Origin of the sequence: Halomonas sp. TP35 (assembly GCF_052375975.1) — a bacterium.
Classification (GTDB): Bacteria; Pseudomonadota; Gammaproteobacteria; order Pseudomonadales; family Halomonadaceae; genus Vreelandella; species Vreelandella citrativorans.
In genome coordinates, this window is the sequence record NZ_JBQSUZ010000027.1 from 1 (window position 1) to 15,557 (window position 15,557).

Below are 15,557 nucleotides of genomic sequence, written 5' to 3' on the forward strand. Positions count from 1 at the left end.
GCTAGGCTACATGCCGTATCAATGTATGAAAGATTGGGCTTTAAAGCTTCAGGTAAATTTTATGTTGCTAAGAGTACGGGAGTCCCACACATTAAGATGATCAGGCGCATCTAAATTGCCCATAACAAGCGTTTAAGGTTGATTCTCAACGCTTGGAGTTTTTGGTTTTCATTAGCTTTAGTGATTATGGAACAATGGCTTAGGTGGGGTGCTAGCGTTGCTCACCACTTAACGCGGCGTTAAATTTTCAATCGGGTTTAGTGATGAATATTGAGATCGTAGAAAAAGCAGATCACCTTAAGCTGATAGACGTCTGGGAAGCGTCGGTCAGGGCAACGCATGATTTTCTGGCTGAAGATGATCTACAGGAGTTAAAGCCGTTAATTCTGAAGCAGTATTTTGACGCAGTTGATTTAAGGTGCGCTAAAAACGGTAACGGTGAAATTCAGGGATTCTGTGGAGTACATGACGGTAATATTGAGATGTTGTTCATCTCACCTGATGCACGCGGAAAAGGCATTGGTGCCATGTTAGCGGCCCATGCTATCAAAGAGCAGGGAGCATCAAGGGTCGATGTAAACGAGCAGAATGAACAGGCGGTAGGTTTTTATCAGCACATTGGCTTTAAAGTGACAGATCGGTCGCCAGTCGATGGCCAGGGTAAGCCTTATCCGCTGTTGCATATGGCGCTATAAAAATTTAACAAGGCCAGGCACGGCGACGTTTTTTTCGTAGCGGCTTCGCCTTCACTACAAAGCCGTGCGTGCTGGCGGCGTTATTGACCATAAATCAATAATGATACCGGAGCTGCGCAATCAGTAGCGCATCATCCGCCAGCTTATAAACGATCCGATGTTCGTCGTTGATTCGTCGGGACCAGTAGCCGGAAAAGCCGTGTTTGAGCGGTTCGGGTTTGCCTACGCCCTCGAACGGCTGCCGCTGAATCTCTTTGATCAGCTTATTGATGCGGCCGTGAATCTTCTTGTCGGTTTTCTGCCAGTACAAGTAGTCTTCCCAGGCATTCTCGGCAAAGATGAGCTTCACTCCAGCAGCTCCTTCTCTTGGCCGCCGCCTTGTTCCAGCTCGGCTATGGCATCCAACAATCGCCGCGCGTTGTGGGGTGAACGCAGTAGGTAAGCGGTTTCCTGTAGCGCCTCATAATCTTCCAGCGAAAGCATGACCACCGAAGGTGCTTTGCTGCGCGTGATGATGACAGGTGAATGATCTTCGCAGACCTGCTCCATGGTCTTGGCCAAGTGGCTTCGGGCGGCGGTATAGCTAATAGCATCCATAACAATACTCCTGTACGTAATATTGTACTGTACAGATTATCGTACATAAAAAGGCGGTAGACAACAATTTTCTACTCACGCGCCTACTTTAACGCCAGTCAGACGTTTTGCTTGGGGCGCTTGATCATTCAACGGCCCGAGTCGATTTATCCCCCGGGCTGGTACCGCCCCAACCGCCCAAGCGTCATGAGCACGGCAAACTGTACCGCGAGCCCCGCCTATGTCGTATTTCCATCGTTGCCAGTTAGCAATCGCATCACGAGTGGTAGACCTGGCTGCGACCGCCATCCATCAGAATGTCGGTGGCATTAATAAAGCGTGCTTCGTCGCTGGCTAGAAACAGCGCCGTGTTGGCGACCTCATCGGCCTCACCGATGCGGCGGCACGGCAATAGATCGACTTGGTGTTGACGTTCGGCTGCGCTCAGGCCGTCCAGCCAGGCTTGTGCGGGCGGCGTGCGAATCAGGCCGGGTGAGATAGAGTTGACGCGGATGCCGCGCGCCGCATATTCGATGCCCAGTGACCGGGTCAGGCCGATCAGGCCGTGCTTGGCGACCGGGTACGGGAAGGCACCGGGGATAATCTTGTGCCCGTGGACTGAAGCGATGTTGACGATATGGCCATACTCGCGGGCCAGCATGCCGGGTAGCGCAGCCTGAATGACCCGCCACGCGCCTTCCAGATTGACCGACAGGCAACGCCGCCAGGTGGCTTCATCGGTTTCGAGCGGGTCTGAGAAAACATTGACGCCAGCGGCATTGATCACAATATCGATTCGCCCCAAGGCATCACCGACCTCCGCGACCGCGCGATGTATCGTAGTCGTCTCGGCGACATCGGCTTCCACGCCCAGGACAGGGCGGCCAATTTCGCGCTCAAGCCGGGCGCACTCCCTGGCGAGCGCCAGGCTATCTCGGTCTAGCAGTGCCACGCTCGCCCCTTCGGAAAGAAAGCGCTCGGCCGTTGCCAGCCCGATGCCGCTGGCCCCGCCGGTAATGAGTGCTGTACGTTGCTTGAGTCTCATGCGTGGTAATCCCGCTATTTATAATTGAGCTGATAGGTAGAGTGCGTCAGGAAGTCATGGCTGCCTTTTCTATAATAATTATTCCGTTCAATGCCATGTTCGGTCGTCCACAGCGGTAAGTCCATGATTGATGCAGGATAGGTTTCAGCTTCGCCCTGGGTTCATCCGTGGGTATCCGTCGGGGCACGGCAAGCACGCCTTCTATTGGCGTAGGAACTTTTATGCTGAAAGCTTGCCCCCTGCCTGGCTAAATCTTATTGTCGAAACGTCAACAGAGCCCTGGAAACAAAAGGAATGACCCTTAACCAAGGCAGCTGCATTATCGCTGTTATGTGTAAACATGGAGACATTAATGGCACAAAAACTATTTTTTCCGGTGATTGAGACCGAGCGATTGACCATTAAACCGTTAGTAACAGATGACGCGGATAGTTTACTGAAAATTTTTTCTGATCCTGAGGTCATGCGGTATTGGCACACTGCTCCTTGGGCAACGGTTCAGGATTCACTTGAATTTATTAATGACAGCCACGATTCGATGCAGCGTCAAGAGTCACTTGTACTTGGTGTGTATCTGAAGTCTACAGGCGAGTTGGCTGGTAAATGCATGCTATTTAGCTACGACAAGGAATCCAAACGAGCCGAGATCGGTTTTGGGTTAGGCCGTTCTTGCTGGGGTAAAGGCTATGTAAACGAGGCGGGAGAGGCGTTGATTCAGTACGGGTTCAACTCATTGGGACTTCGGAGAATTGAAGCAGAGATCGACCCAGACAATCAATCCTCTGCGAAAGCGCTAGAGAATCTTGGATTTTCTCAAGAAGGGCTTCTAAGGCAGCGTTGGGAGGTCAATGGCGTCGTCTCTGACTCTGCAATGTATGGGCGGCTGATAAGAGATCACCCTGCATAGCCAAGCAATGCTTGCGGCAAGCGCATGTTGTGGACGTTAGACCAAGAGTAGATTCTGGATATGACAATCCCAGAGATAACAAACGAAGCAATACAGGCACAATTAGTCGTAGAAGACATACTGGGTGATTCGATCATCGGTATTTATCTCTTCGGCTCTGCTGTCGTTGGCGGTTTAAGGCACGAAAGTGATGTAGATATTTTGATCGCCGTCTCAAGGCCTTTTGGCTTATTGCAAAGAAAAGCCCTAGTTGCTCGGTTGATGGACGTATCCGGTGCGATTGGGAATTCTCAAGCCATCAGGCCGTTAGAGCTGACGGTGGTGACAATTTCTGATGTTGTTCCTTGGCAATTTCCGCCTCGGGCTGAATTTGTTTACGGGGAGTGGTTGCGAGCGCAATTCGAGGCCGGAAGTGTTCCGGAACCCGCCCGTGATCCTGATCTTGCCATTGTTCTGAAGAAGGTAAGGGATAACAGTCTTTCACTGTACGGAAGAAGCGCCGCTGAGGTTTTTGAGCCTGTGCCTATGGCTGATATTAGACGGGCAATGTGTCACTCCTTGCCCACTCTTCTGGCCGACGCTGCGGGCGATGAGCGTAACGTGGTTTTAACCTTGGCACGCATGTGGCGGACAGCGGCCACTGGCGATATTGTTCCTAAAGATGCTGCGGCAGAGTGGGCGGAAGGGCAAGCACTTCCTGACCATGCAATGCTATTGAAATATGCTCGGGAAGGTTATCTGGGGATAATTGAGGATAGATGGCAGGATAAGCATGAGGACGTTGCAGCGCTTGCCTCCTATTTGAAAAATTCGATTGAGGGGTGCCTTGATGCCCCGTAAAACAATCCTCACATGCCTTTTTGCCCAAGTGGCGTTGGATGGAGTCCGTGTGGGTGATTGTACCTGTTGTCGTGCCGTTGAGACTACGAGTGACTTTAGCCCTGCTGGGACAAGCGACGCCGCCGCTTCCATTACCCCAACACTTGCGGGTTAAGCTGCCACACGCTCCAGGTGAGCGCGCAGGCCAGGCTCACCCAAGCGAGGTAAGGTGCCAGCAGTACACCCGCCAACGGCTTGAGTCGCCAGAACATCACCAGCGTCATCAAAATCAGTACCCAAAGCGCGGCCACGCCGATAAAGGCGATAGCGCCCAACTGCCACGCGAAGAAGAGCCAGCTCCATAAGGCGTTGAGCGCCAGCTGTATGGCGAACACGACAAGCGCGGGCCGGGCGCCGGGTTCACGCCAGGCAAGCCAGGCGGCAATGCCTATAAGGCCGTAAAGCGTCGTCCACATCGGCCCGAATAGCCAAGCGGGCGGTGCCCAAGACGGTTGCACAAGCTCTGCGTAGAAAGAGGCCGCGTTGATGGAGGCCACCGATCCGATGGCGGCGGCAATATAGGCCAGTGCCAGCCAGCCAATCAGGCCCAGAACCTGTTTTTTGCGGGAAAGTGCACGCACGTGAGCCTCTGCTGTAAAGTATGAAAATCACTTCAAGCGTAGTGTAACGCGATGGGGTCGGTCACGGCGGCGGTTGCGAAAGAATGAAGCATGGTTGAAGCGTGGCAGGCGAGCTAGATAAGGCAGCATTAAACAAAGGGAGTGCAACGTGACTGAATCGCTACAAACGCTGTCACTTGAACTCGAACAGTTTGGTGTAAGCAATGATAGCGCCATCACCGACCGGCCTCGCCGTATGTTGAACATCACCCGTGACACGGGAGAATTCCTTTCCGTGATGGTTCGGGCCACGAATGCTCAACGCGTGCTTGAAATCGGAACGTCTAACGGCTACTCAACGCTTTGGCTGGCCTGGGCCGCAGCGGCAATTAACGGCCATGTGACGACCGTTGAACAATCCGATTTCAAACTTTCGCTTGCGGCGAAGAGCTTCGAGCGTTCAGGTCTTGCTCTGTTCATTACCCAGGTTCATGGTGAGGCGGGTGCCGTACTTGGTCGCAGCTCCACATCCAGTATCGATCTTCTCTTTCTCGACTCTGAGCGTTCTGAGTATCTGGAATGGTGGCCCGACATTAAGCGGGTTCTTCGTGTAGGAGGGCTTCTGGTGGTTGATAATGCCACGTCTCATGCTGAAGAGATGTTATCTTTTGTGGCATTGGTTTCCGCAGACCCTGATTTCGCCACGTGTACCGTGCCTGTCGGAAACGGCGAGTTTTTGGCTACAAGGAGCCGATAACATGAAAGATTTACCCGTCAATGTTTCTCCCTATAAAAGAACGCCAGAATTCACCGAAGAGAGCGTTCCCACAGGGTTGTTGAATGACCACACGACCAAAGAGGAGGTGTGGGGAAAAATAGTGGTACTTGAAGGCTTGTTGGAATACACCATTCAAGAGCCAGCACTGGATATCATCGAGCTAAGCCCAGAGCAGTATGGCGTTGTAGAGCCAACGATAAAGCATCATATAAAGCCATTGGGCCCGGTAAGATTTTTTGTTGAGTTTTATCGTTAATATGCAAGCTGTTGAGAACCCGCCGTTTGAATAGCGTTCGCCATAAGCGTTACGCACTTCACCGGTTTAATCTTGACGTCGGGTAAAAAAGCTTAAAAGCGGCATGTCTGACAATTACTGCCATACTCTCCAGTGTCACTTATCCCATGGAAGAGAGGAGAGACATAATGGATCATCGCAGGTTTTCTCAGAGACACTTTACCCCGACACTGCTGGCTAGCGGTATTAGCAGCATCGTGGCCGTGGGTTCTATTGGTAGCGCTATCGCTGAAGACGCGCCTGAATACGATGGCCAGCTTTCCAGCTTCGAATACGCTTACCCGGTCGAGCGGTTTAATTTCAGCTCTCAGGGGCAGGACATGCAAATGGCCTTCCTGGATGTGAAGCCGGAAGAGGGTAGCGCTAACGGCAGAACGGTGGTGCTGATGCACGGCAAGAATTTCTGTGCTGGCACGTGGGAAGGCACCATTGAAGCGCTGCATGATGCGGGCTATCGGGTGGTTGCGCCAGACCAAGTGGGGTTCTGTAAGTCGACCAAGCCGGAGCATTATCAGTTCAGCTTCCATCAACTAGCCGCCAACACCCAAGCGCTGCTGGAAGATCTGGAGCTAGAGGAAGTGACTGTAATGGGCCACTCCATGGGCGGTATGTTGGCCACGCGCTTTGCGCTGATGTACCCGGAACAGACTGAGCAGTTGGTGATGGTTAACCCGATTGGCCTGGAAGACTGGAAAGCCCTTGGCGTGCCTTACCAGAGCATCGATGAAGGCTACCAGGCTGAACTTGAGAAAACCGCTGAGGGCATCCGCGCCTATCAGGAGAGTACCTACTACGTGGATACTTGGGAGCCGGAATATGATCGTTGGGTAGAAATGCTGGCGGGCATGTATGCCGGTGAGGACGGGGATTTGGTCGCCTGGAACCAGGCGTTGACGTCGGATATGGTCTTTACTCAACCAGTGGTTCATGAATTCGATCAGCTACAGATGCCTACGCTGCTACTGATTGGCGAGAAGGATAACACCGCCATCGGCAAGGAGCGGGCGCCGGAAGAGGTTCAGAAAAACCTGGGCCGTTACGATGTGCTGGGTGAGCAGGCTGCCGAGGCCATCCCCCAGGCAACGCTCGTTGAATTTCCAGAGCTTGGCCATTCACCGCAAATTCAGGAACCTGAGCGTTTTCACGAAGCGCTGCTGGAAGGCTTGGAAAGCCAGTAACATCGGAATACACATTGGAAGACAGCGTCACTGCATGAGTGACCTGTAATAGGCAGGCGCGGGGAGCTTTAAGCTGCTTGCGCCTGCCTGTTTCTCCCCCGGTATCTCCTCACCTTAAGCGGTCGCTGAGGCCATCGCAATGCCCTTTAACTGGCTAACATCGGCACGCGGCGGGGCACCGAACATACGACTGTACTCGCGGCTAAAGTGAGATGGGCTTTCATAACCCACTCGGTAACTGGCGGTAGCCGCTTCCAGCCCCTCGGCCAGCATTAATCGACGGGCTTCTAGTAGGCGCAACTTCTTCTGGTATTGCAGGGGCGACATTCGTGTGACTTGTCGGAAGCTGTGGTAAAGCGTCGATTCGCTCATATTAGCAGTCGCTGCCAGCTCACTGATCTTAAGTGGCTGAGCATAGTGCTCTTTAAGGGCATAGATAACCCGTGCAATCCGATTAGCCTGTGAGTCCGAGGCAGTAAACCGGCGCATGTGAGGCCCCATGCCACCCATTAGGGCTCGATAGATTAGCTCCCGCCGGGCCAAGGGGGAAAGTACCTTAATATCTTCTGGTGAGTCGAGCAGGCTTAATAATCGATAGAGTGCACCCTGCATACGGGCATCCATGGGGGCCGATTTTAAACCGCAGTCCATCTCGGGGCAGATGGCATTACCTCCCGCGTGCGGTGCCTTGTCACCCACCTCCAGTATCAACCCAGCTACTTCCTGAGGCTCCACCGACACCTTTACCGCCAAGTAGGGGGTCTCCGGGGTAGCATGGTCAATCCTGCCTACCATCGGCAGGTGAACGGCACTACCCATATAGCTAGGTCCGGTGTAGACGATCTCCTTGTCACCCAATAGCACAGTCTTGCTGCCTTGAATGACAAAGCACAGGCACGGTTCATAGACGGCGCAGTGAAAACTGGTAGGGGCGTCAGCGCGTACCAGTTGAACCTCGGCAATCGCCGTATCCTGCAGTTCTTCCAGGGGCGCCCAGCGGCGGGCGACTTGGCTTAATTGTTGCAGCAGGCTGTCGCCAAGATGGGGAATCTGTTCAGGCACGAGAACGGTCAATGGCTTTCCTCCTTAACAAACTGCAGTGTACGCCTACGTTTTATAAATCCGATGCTTTTTTATCTGTTTTGCAGGATCAGGCAAGTACCTCGTAGAAATTGGCAACCATGCTGAGTGTCATCAAACAGACACGATGCATAGACGCGAAAACCCTTTGCCTCTTGATCCACCAGCCTTGCTCAACTGCTTACGACCCACGACAGAATTAGGCAATCATGGCGCAGGAACGCGCTACCTTGAACGCGCTCGCCCCGCCTATGGTGAGTGGCGTTTGTTGGGCGCGCGACGGTGCCCGCTTGTTTAGCCCCTCTATGCCAACACCATCGACTGTCGATTCTGACGCCGCTATCGGTTTTCGATAGCCATTGGAGCAAGTAATCATGGGAAGTCTGTCTCAACGAACTCCGTTTGCAAACAGCAGAGGGGCAGTGATCCTGCTCCTGCTGATAACGGTTTTACTCACCGGGTGCGAGGCCCAGAGCGAGGAGTCCGTAGCATCTTCATTACCTCCACCGCCGGAAGTCGACGTAGCGGAAATCGTCGCTCAGCCGGTGGTGTTAAGTGAGTCATTCACCGGACGCGTGGAGGCCGCCGAAACGGTCGAATTAAGGGCTCGGGTTAGCGGCTATATCCAAGAAGTGGCGTTTGATGAGGGCGAGCTGGTGGAGCAGGGAGAGCTACTGTTCCTGATCGACCCGCGGCCTTACCAAGCGCGTATCGGAGCCGCCCAGGCTGATCTTTCCCAGGCCAAGAGCCAACTGGCCCAAGCGGGCAGCGAAGCCGAACGCGCCCGAGTGTTATTGGGGCGCCAAGCCATTTCTCAGGAAGTGCATGACCAGCGTCAAACGGCCTTGAACAATACCCGGGCCATGGTGGATGCCGCGCAAGCAGCGCTAGATACCGCCGAGCTTGACCTTGAGTATACCCGCATCACGGCACCGATCAGTGGTCGTATCGGTCGGGCCATGGTGACTCGCGGCAATCTGGCCAACGCCGATCAGAGCCTGCTGACTACGCTAGTGAGCATCGATCCGGTCCACGTCTACTTCGAGGCGGATGAACAAGCTGCGTTTGCCAGCCAGACCATGCTGGTCGGTGACGCGCCGAACCGCCTGACGATTGAGCTGGGAGGCGACCCGCAGCGTCAGTTCACCGGCGCTCTGGATTTTATCGATAACCGTTTAAACCCCAATACGGGCACTCTGCAATTCCGGGCAGTGTTAGCCAACCCGGATGGGCATATTCGGCCTGGAGAGTTTGCACGGGTTGAAATGCCGGTCGCTCGTTTAGAACAGGCGTTGCTAGTAGATCAAAAGGCGGTATTGACCAACCAGGATCGCCGCTACGTCTATGTCATTGATGAGAGCAACCTGGCAGAGCGGCGCCAGGTAACCACCGGGCGTCAAGTGGCAGAACAAACGGTTATCACCGAAGGGCTTAACGCCGGTGACAGGGTGATTGTTAACGGCGTGCAAAAAGTATTCATGCCGGGGATGGAAGTCTCCCCACAACAGGTAGTGGATGCCCCGCCGGTTAATGCCCAGCCCACCATTGCTGCCAGGGAAGATTAATCCACCATGAACTTCTCCCGTTTCTTCGTGGACAGACCGATTTTTGCGGCGGTGCTGTCGATTATTATCCTGGCGGTGGGGTTGATATCCATCCCCAACCTGCCGATCAGCGAGTACCCGGACGTGGTGCCGCCCTCAGTGGTTGTCCGCACGGTTTACCCGGGGGCTAATCCAAAAGAAATCGCCGATACAGTGGCCACCCCGCTGGAAGAAGCTATCAATGGCGTCGAGGACATGATGTATCTCAAGTCCGTCGCGGGTTCTGATGGCGTGCTGCAGATGACCGTTACCTTCCGCCCAGGGACCGATGCCGAAGAGGCTGCCGTTCGGGTGCAGAACCGCGTCAGCCAAGCTGAAGCGCGGCTACCTGAGGCGGTACGTCGTCAAGGGGTCACCACACAGAAGCAATCACCTACCTTTCTGATGGTGGTTCACCTGACTTCGCCTAGCGGTGAATACGACACCCTTTATCTGCGCAACTATGTGCGGCTGAATGTTCGCGATCGTCTGGCCCGGCTCGAAGGAATAGGGGATGCCCAGCTCTTTGGTGGAGGGGATTACGCCATGCGAGCTTGGCTGGACCCCGCTCGCATAGCCGCTCGCGGCCTGACGGCCAGCGATGTGGTCGGTGCTATGCGGGAGCAGAATGTTCAAGTCTCCGCCGGACAACTGGGCGCTGAACCCATTGAAGAGAGTGATTTCCTGACACTGATCAATGCCCGCGGGCGACTGGAAACAGTGGAGGAATTTGGCGACATCGTGCTGAAACGTGGCGATAACGGCGAATTACTCAGGCTTTCAGACGTGGCCCGGCTGGAAATGGGTGCCGGAAACTATACCCTGCGTTCGCAGTTGGACGGCCAGAACGCGGTGGCGATTGGCATCTTCCAAGCACCGGGTGCCAATGCGCTGGAGATCCGTGAGCAGGTGGTGGCCACCATGGATGAACTGTCCGAGCAGTTCCCTGAAGGTGTGGAATATGAGGCAATCTATGACACCACCATTTTTGTGAACGACTCTATAAAGTCGGTAATAGCAACGCTGCTGGAAGCTGTGCTGCTGGTGGTGTTAGTCGTCACGCTTTTCTTACAAACCTGGCGTGCCTCTATTATCCCTTTGCTTGCTGTGCCGGTATCGGTTATCGGTACTTTTGGGGCGCTCTATCTGTTGGGTTACTCCATCAATACGCTCACTTTATTTGGCCTGGTGCTGGCCATCGGCATCGTGGTGGATGACGCCATCGTAGTGGTGGAAAACGTGGAGCGGAACATTGAGGAGGGTTTACCGCCGCAGGCAGCCGCTCATCAGGCAATGAGAGAGGTCTCCGGGCCTATTATTGCCGTCGGCCTAGTGCTGTGCGCGGTGTTTATCCCCATGGCTTTCCTTTCTGGTGTGACCGGTCAATTCTACCGCCAGTTCGCAGTGACAATTGCTATCTCTACGGTGATCTCCACCATTAACTCCCTTACCCTGTCACCCGCGCTGGCAGCAATGCTACTCAAGCCTCATGACGCGCCTAAAGATCGCCTTACCCGAGTGATTGACAAGCTGTTCGGCTGGATTTTTCGTCCCTTCAATCGCTTTTTCAATGCCAGCTCAACTAAGTATCAGGGAGGGGTCGCTAGGTCTCTGAAACATCGTGGTGCGGTGTTTATGGTTTATGCGCTGTTGCTGCTGGGTACCGGCGTGATGTTCAAGGCGGTGCCGTCCGGCTTTATTCCGGTGCAGGACAAACTTTATCTGATTGCGGGTGTTATTCTGCCGGAAGGAGCATCCCTGGAGAGAACTGATCAGATGCTCCAGGAGGTGGTGGATATTGCTATGGAGACCGAAGGCGTGGAGCACGCTATTGCCTTTCCCGGTTTGAATGCGCTGCAGTTCACCAATACCTCCAATACCGGGGTGGCGTTTCTCACCCTCAGCGCTTTTGATGAGCGCACCATTAGCGCCGCAGAGATCAATGCCCGCATCAACCAGCGCATTGGTGGCCTGAAAGAGGGCTTTGCGTTCTCCTTTATGCCGCCGCCGATTCTGGGGCTTGGCAATGGTTCTGGCTTTCAGCTGTTTATAGAAGATCGCGGTAATCTTGGCTATGGAGCATTGCAGGAGGCGGTTAATCAATTCCAGGGCGCGGTTGCGCAAACGCCGGGCATGGGCTTCCCAATCAGCAGCTATCAATCCAACGTGCCACAGTTGGATGCCGAGGTGGATCGGTTAAGGGCCAAGGCCCAAGGCGTGCCGTTGACTGAACTGTTCGATACCCTGCAGACCTATCTTGGCTCGACCTATGTGAATGACTTCAACCGCTTTGGTCGCACCTGGCAGGTCATCGCCCAAGCGGACGCCCCGTATCGGGCCAGCGTAGAAGACATCGCCCGGCTGCGCACCCGCAATGACCAAGGGGAAATGGTGCCGATCGGCACGATGGTGGATATCCGGCAAACCTTTGGCCCAGACCCGGTACTGCGTTACAACGGTTACCCGGCAGCGGATCTAGCCGGGGAGATAGACCCTAGAGTGCTCTCTTCTGCGCAGGCGATGGAGGCTATCAACGCTCTGGCGGCAGAAGTATTACCCCCAGGTATGGCGTTGGAATGGACCGACCTTAGCTACCAGCAATCCACTCAAGGCAACGCGGCGCTGGTGGTCTTCCCGCTATCGATTCTGCTGGTATTTTTGGTATTGGCGGCACTCTATGAAAGTTGGACGTTACCGTTGGCAGTCATCTTGATTGTGCCCATGTCGATGCTGTCGGCCCTGATTGGCGTTTGGTTTGGCGGTGGCGACAACAACATCTTCGTGCAGGTGGGGCTAGTGGTACTGATTGGCCTAGCATGCAAGAACGCGATTCTGATTGTGGAGTTCGCCCGTGAACTTGAACTGCAAGGTAAGGGAGTGGTGGAGGCGGCCCTTGAAGCCTGTCGGCTACGCTTGCGGCCTATCATCATGACCTCAATCGCCTTCACGGCGGCAGTCTTGCCTTCGGTGATTGCCACTGGTGCGGGTGCCGAGGTGCGGGCGGCGCTGGGTACTGCTGTATTTGCAGGCATGATCGGCGTCACCCTGTTTGGCTTGTTCCTGACTCCGGTGTTCTATGTGGCGCTGCGTAAACTGTCCGGCCCTCTGGTCAGTCATCACAGCCCCACGCTGGACACCCCATCTTACCCAGCCAGCTATTCTTGAATGGCAGCCAGAATAATGACCGGGTAAATCTTGGGGCGGACTAACGTATAGAAAAGAGCTAGAGAGACTGGGCTGGAAAGGAAGAGAGAAAGGCTCGCTCGGTAACTGAACAGACAAGCACAGCGGACTAGTCCCGCTGTGCTTGTCTGCTTTCGTCAGGTTGCATGAAAAGCTGCTGCCTGGCGTTTTCAATCGTTGGCTGCAGGTGATAAAGGCAGTTGCCGTTCCGGTAGATATCGGCTGGCCCGGTAAGGCGTTCGAGATCATTCGTAGTCAGAGTCGTTTGGCACGTTAGGTCATCTTGCGGCTGAGTCGTACCGAGTAGCATCAAATGGCCGAGCAACAGCCAGTCGCCATCGTGCTCGCCATACGCCTTGCCCACCGCGCTATAAGGTTCATAAACCAGCCACTGGAAGGGCGTGCCGCTGCTGATCTGTAGGGTCTGGCAGGGTTCCGTCTGGCTTAAACAGGCGGAATTCTGCTCAACCAACAGGTTCAGCAAGGGCTCTGGGAGAGTGGCGCCGTTAGGGCTTGCCCTGAACTGTTGGGCGACGTCATCCAGGTTCTGAGTATCCACCAGTGGTTCCTGGCTCCAACGTTCGGTTTGCCTAAGCGAAAGTTCAATACGCCGAGCTAACTCAGGCTGCGATTGGGCAAATTCGCTCTCTACCAAGGCTTGCAAGGCCAGGATGCCCGGCTGGCCGAGTTGGTAGCGCAGGTAGTTAACATCAAACGTCTCGGCTGTTGTGCGGCCATCCAGCAACCGCTTGATTTGCTGCTCGGCAACCCAGTGGCGCATATCTGCCAGCGGCGTGTTAACCACGATCAACACAAGGGCCACCAGCAGGGCCAAGCCAACGTTGGCGCGCTGTAGGCTGGGAAGTGCTGCCTGGCGGCGCCACAGCAGAAGCAGGCTGTAGCTTACGGTAAATGCCGCTGTTAGCACTTGCAGCAGGGCAGCCCATAGCCTGTCCAGGCTAAGGCCGTATTGATCTATACGCAGCCAGAGCGCCCAGGCGGCCAGCACGCTACCCACCGGCAGCAGCACAACGGCCAGCAGGATAATGCGGCGTAGCCAGGTGGGATAGGGGGGTAAGCCATGCGCTTGATGAAAGACCGCGTTGAAGAACAGCAGCAGGGTTAACATCAGCGCCATTAATATGCAGGAGGCTCTGCCTGTATTCCAGACGGGCTGCACGCCGGTAAAAAGGAGCATGGCAAAAAATAGCAGAATGATAAGGGCTACTAGCGGCAGTAACGCTTTGATAAGTGCCTCGCTCATCTGCCGCACGCTTTGAATTAGGCGAAAGCGGTTACGAATCATCACCAGCGTTAAACCGATCACCAGCCAAGTGACGGGGTAAATAAACACGGGTTCACTGAAAAGCGTCTCAAAAAAGCTCACGCCAATAGCTGAAAACAGCGTTGCCCCCAGCAATAATAGGCCCCAAAACACGCCAATAAACAGCGTTAATTGTGAAAGCGTCTGGGTGAATTCCCAGGAGTAATTCAGCAGCGGTGAATAGGCGGTAGGCCAGGTTCTGCTAGTGGCGCCACTCCGAAAAAAAAGCGCCAGGATGAAAAGCGCTACGCCAAGCGATATACAAAAGGCAAACGTGAACGGATGCCGTGCCCACGCTAGCGGTTCGGGCGTCTGCTCTACCCAGCCAAGGTGCCAGCCCAACCAAAACAACAGCGGGGCCAGCAATAGCGGGAGAAAATTGAGGCGATCACGTAGCCGCTCCATTCCGATTAGATAAAACGCGGGCAGGGCGATTGCTACGGTATAAAGCGCCTTGAGCCAGCGCTGGTCAGCGGCCAGCCAGTGCTCATGCTCAATCGCCAGATGAAGGGCCAGCAGCGCAATCCCTTGTACAACGGCCAGCAAAATCAAGCCCGCACGGGTGGGCTTGTCCAGCGTATTTGCACGATGATCATCCATGACAGTTGTCCGCAGGTGAGGTTGGCGTAATAAAATTTACGTTGCTTTAAACATAATCAGGGTAGCGTTGGATTAAATAACAACATCACCATGACAGGGAAATGGAAATGTATCGAATATTACTGGTTCTTTGCAGAGAAGTACGTTGCCAATGGCGGAACGCTATTCCGCCGTGCTTTCTTAACTGCCTCTGTTAACATTCGTGGCTTGTCGCCTGCCATGTTGGAAAGGGCGTTTGAAATGCCACTGGGAATTACTAATGAGCCATCCACAACCCAATAATCCGTTACATGGTTTAAGCCTTGAAAAGATCTTGACGCGTTTGGTTGAGCGTTACGGCTGGGACGGCTTGTACGCAGAGATCAACGTGAACTGCTTCTTCAACGATCCTTCTATTAAGTCGTCGTTGAAATTCCTGCGTAAAACGCAGTGGGCACGGGATAAAGTAGAAGCGCTGTATATCAATACCTTTACGGGTTAACGCAGAAATAAGTGTAGCGGCGGAGTGGGCTATGAGGTTTACGCTCCTCGCGCCGTTTATGTGGCCATTGAGAATAAAAAATACATTGTAGCTTGTCGATTTCTCTCACGCTCGAACGACTAGTGATAGTTCGCTCATGCAATCACAGACCGTTTGAAGTATTGGCTTTCGTGAGGAAATTGATGATGATTACTATGTATGGATTTGGAAAAGTAACGCCGCAAGTGGTGGGGATTACGAGGGATTTACGTGTGCTGTGGGCACTAGAGGAGTGCGAGCTGCCTCATCAGGTTAATGGGCTTGATGATGTCGCTGGGGAGCTACATAGCGCTGATTATTTGGCAATCAATCCCTTTGGCAAAGTACCCGCAATTGACCATGATGGCGTGATCA

The 15,557-nt window shown here is 54.1% G+C and carries 16 protein-coding genes; 10 read left to right on the forward strand and 6 right to left on the reverse strand.

The genetic code is table 11. The features are described 5' to 3' along the window. The first annotated feature begins 263 nt into the window (after positions 1-263). Positions 264-695, forward strand: a complete 432-nt coding sequence (locus ACT3RU_RS17550; RefSeq protein WP_192528621.1) for an acetyltransferase — start codon at positions 264-266, stop codon at positions 693-695. A gap of 94 nt (positions 696-789) precedes the next feature. Here ACT3RU_RS17550 and ACT3RU_RS17555 read toward each other — a convergent pair whose 3' ends face one another. The 3 genes from ACT3RU_RS17555 to ACT3RU_RS17565 all read right to left on the reverse strand — a co-directional run bounded on the left by ACT3RU_RS17555 (position 790) and on the right by ACT3RU_RS17565 (position 2,316). Then, positions 790-1,044: a Txe/YoeB family addiction module toxin gene (locus ACT3RU_RS17555; protein WP_192528620.1), complete on the reverse strand. Its 255-nt coding sequence runs from the start codon at positions 1,042-1,044 to the stop codon at positions 790-792. Continuing rightward, positions 1,041-1,292 (reverse strand): type II toxin-antitoxin system Phd/YefM family antitoxin, encoded by a 252-nt coding sequence (locus ACT3RU_RS17560; protein ID WP_192528619.1) that lies wholly within the window; start codon positions 1,290-1,292, stop codon positions 1,041-1,043. The genes ACT3RU_RS17555 and ACT3RU_RS17560 overlap by 4 nt, the downstream gene beginning before the upstream one ends. A 256-nt stretch (positions 1,293-1,548) precedes the next feature. Continuing rightward, positions 1,549-2,316, reverse strand: a complete 768-nt coding sequence (locus tag ACT3RU_RS17565) for an SDR family oxidoreductase (protein ID WP_192528618.1) — start codon at positions 2,314-2,316, stop codon at positions 1,549-1,551. Positions 2,317-2,668: 352 nt separating this feature from the next. Here ACT3RU_RS17565 and ACT3RU_RS17570 point away from each other — a divergent pair, with 352 nt between their 5' ends. Both ACT3RU_RS17570 and ACT3RU_RS17575 read left to right on the forward strand, forming a co-directional pair. Beyond that, positions 2,669-3,223 (forward strand): GNAT family N-acetyltransferase, encoded by a 555-nt coding sequence (locus ACT3RU_RS17570; protein WP_192528617.1) that lies wholly within the window; start codon positions 2,669-2,671, stop codon positions 3,221-3,223. Between the two features lie 60 nt (positions 3,224-3,283). Beyond that, positions 3,284-4,063, forward strand: coding sequence for an aminoglycoside adenylyltransferase family protein (locus ACT3RU_RS17575; RefSeq protein WP_192528616.1), 780 nt, complete (start codon positions 3,284-3,286; stop codon positions 4,061-4,063). A gap of 131 nt (positions 4,064-4,194) precedes the next feature. On the opposite strand, the gene ACT3RU_RS17580 is transcribed toward ACT3RU_RS17575, so the two are convergent. Further along, entirely contained in the window at positions 4,195-4,683 is a 489-nt protein-coding gene (locus tag ACT3RU_RS17580; RefSeq protein ID WP_192528615.1) for a TspO/MBR family protein, read from the reverse strand. A gap of 148 nt (positions 4,684-4,831) precedes the next feature. Here ACT3RU_RS17580 and ACT3RU_RS17585 point away from each other — a divergent pair, with 148 nt between their 5' ends. The 3 genes from ACT3RU_RS17585 to ACT3RU_RS17595 all read left to right on the forward strand — a co-directional run bounded on the left by ACT3RU_RS17585 (position 4,832) and on the right by ACT3RU_RS17595 (position 6,913). After that, entirely contained in the window at positions 4,832-5,419 is a 588-nt protein-coding gene (locus ACT3RU_RS17585; RefSeq protein WP_318779709.1) for an O-methyltransferase, read from the forward strand. 1 nt (position 5,420) lies between these two features. Further along, a complete protein-coding gene (locus tag ACT3RU_RS17590) occupies positions 5,421-5,696 on the forward strand; it encodes a TehB family protein (protein WP_192528614.1) in 276 nt (91 codons plus the stop codon). Between the two features lie 167 nt (positions 5,697-5,863). Next, positions 5,864-6,913, forward strand: a complete 1,050-nt coding sequence (locus tag ACT3RU_RS17595) for an alpha/beta fold hydrolase (protein WP_192528613.1) — start codon at positions 5,864-5,866, stop codon at positions 6,911-6,913. Between the two features lie 114 nt (positions 6,914-7,027). Here the strand turns inward: ACT3RU_RS17595 and ACT3RU_RS17600 are convergent, their stop codons facing one another. Beyond that, entirely contained in the window at positions 7,028-7,987 is a 960-nt protein-coding gene (locus ACT3RU_RS17600; RefSeq protein ID WP_087107080.1) for an AraC family transcriptional regulator, read from the reverse strand. Positions 7,988-8,367: 380 nt separating this feature from the next. Between ACT3RU_RS17600 and ACT3RU_RS17605 the strand changes: the two genes are divergently transcribed. Beyond that, entirely contained in the window at positions 8,368-9,558 is a 1,191-nt protein-coding gene (locus tag ACT3RU_RS17605; RefSeq protein ID WP_192528612.1) for an efflux RND transporter periplasmic adaptor subunit, read from the forward strand. Positions 9,559-9,564: 6 nt separating this feature from the next. Beyond that, a complete protein-coding gene (locus tag ACT3RU_RS17610) occupies positions 9,565-12,741 on the forward strand; it encodes an efflux RND transporter permease subunit (protein ID WP_192528611.1) in 3,177 nt (1,058 codons plus the stop codon). Between the two features lie 127 nt (positions 12,742-12,868). Here ACT3RU_RS17610 and ACT3RU_RS17615 read toward each other — a convergent pair whose 3' ends face one another. Continuing rightward, positions 12,869-14,683: a DUF4153 domain-containing protein gene (locus ACT3RU_RS17615; protein ID WP_192528610.1), complete on the reverse strand. Its 1,815-nt coding sequence runs from the start codon at positions 14,681-14,683 to the stop codon at positions 12,869-12,871. A 259-nt stretch (positions 14,684-14,942) separates the two neighbouring features. Here ACT3RU_RS17615 and ACT3RU_RS17620 point away from each other — a divergent pair, with 259 nt between their 5' ends. Continuing rightward, positions 14,943-15,164 carry a VF530 family protein gene (locus ACT3RU_RS17620; protein WP_192528609.1) on the forward strand — a complete coding sequence of 74 codons (222 nt, stop codon included), beginning with the start codon at positions 14,943-14,945 and terminating at the stop codon, positions 15,162-15,164. A 182-nt stretch (positions 15,165-15,346) separates the two neighbouring features. Next, a partial coding sequence (locus tag ACT3RU_RS17625; RefSeq protein WP_483392964.1) for a glutathione S-transferase N-terminal domain-containing protein occupies positions 15,347-15,557 on the forward strand: 211 nt, incomplete at its 3' end.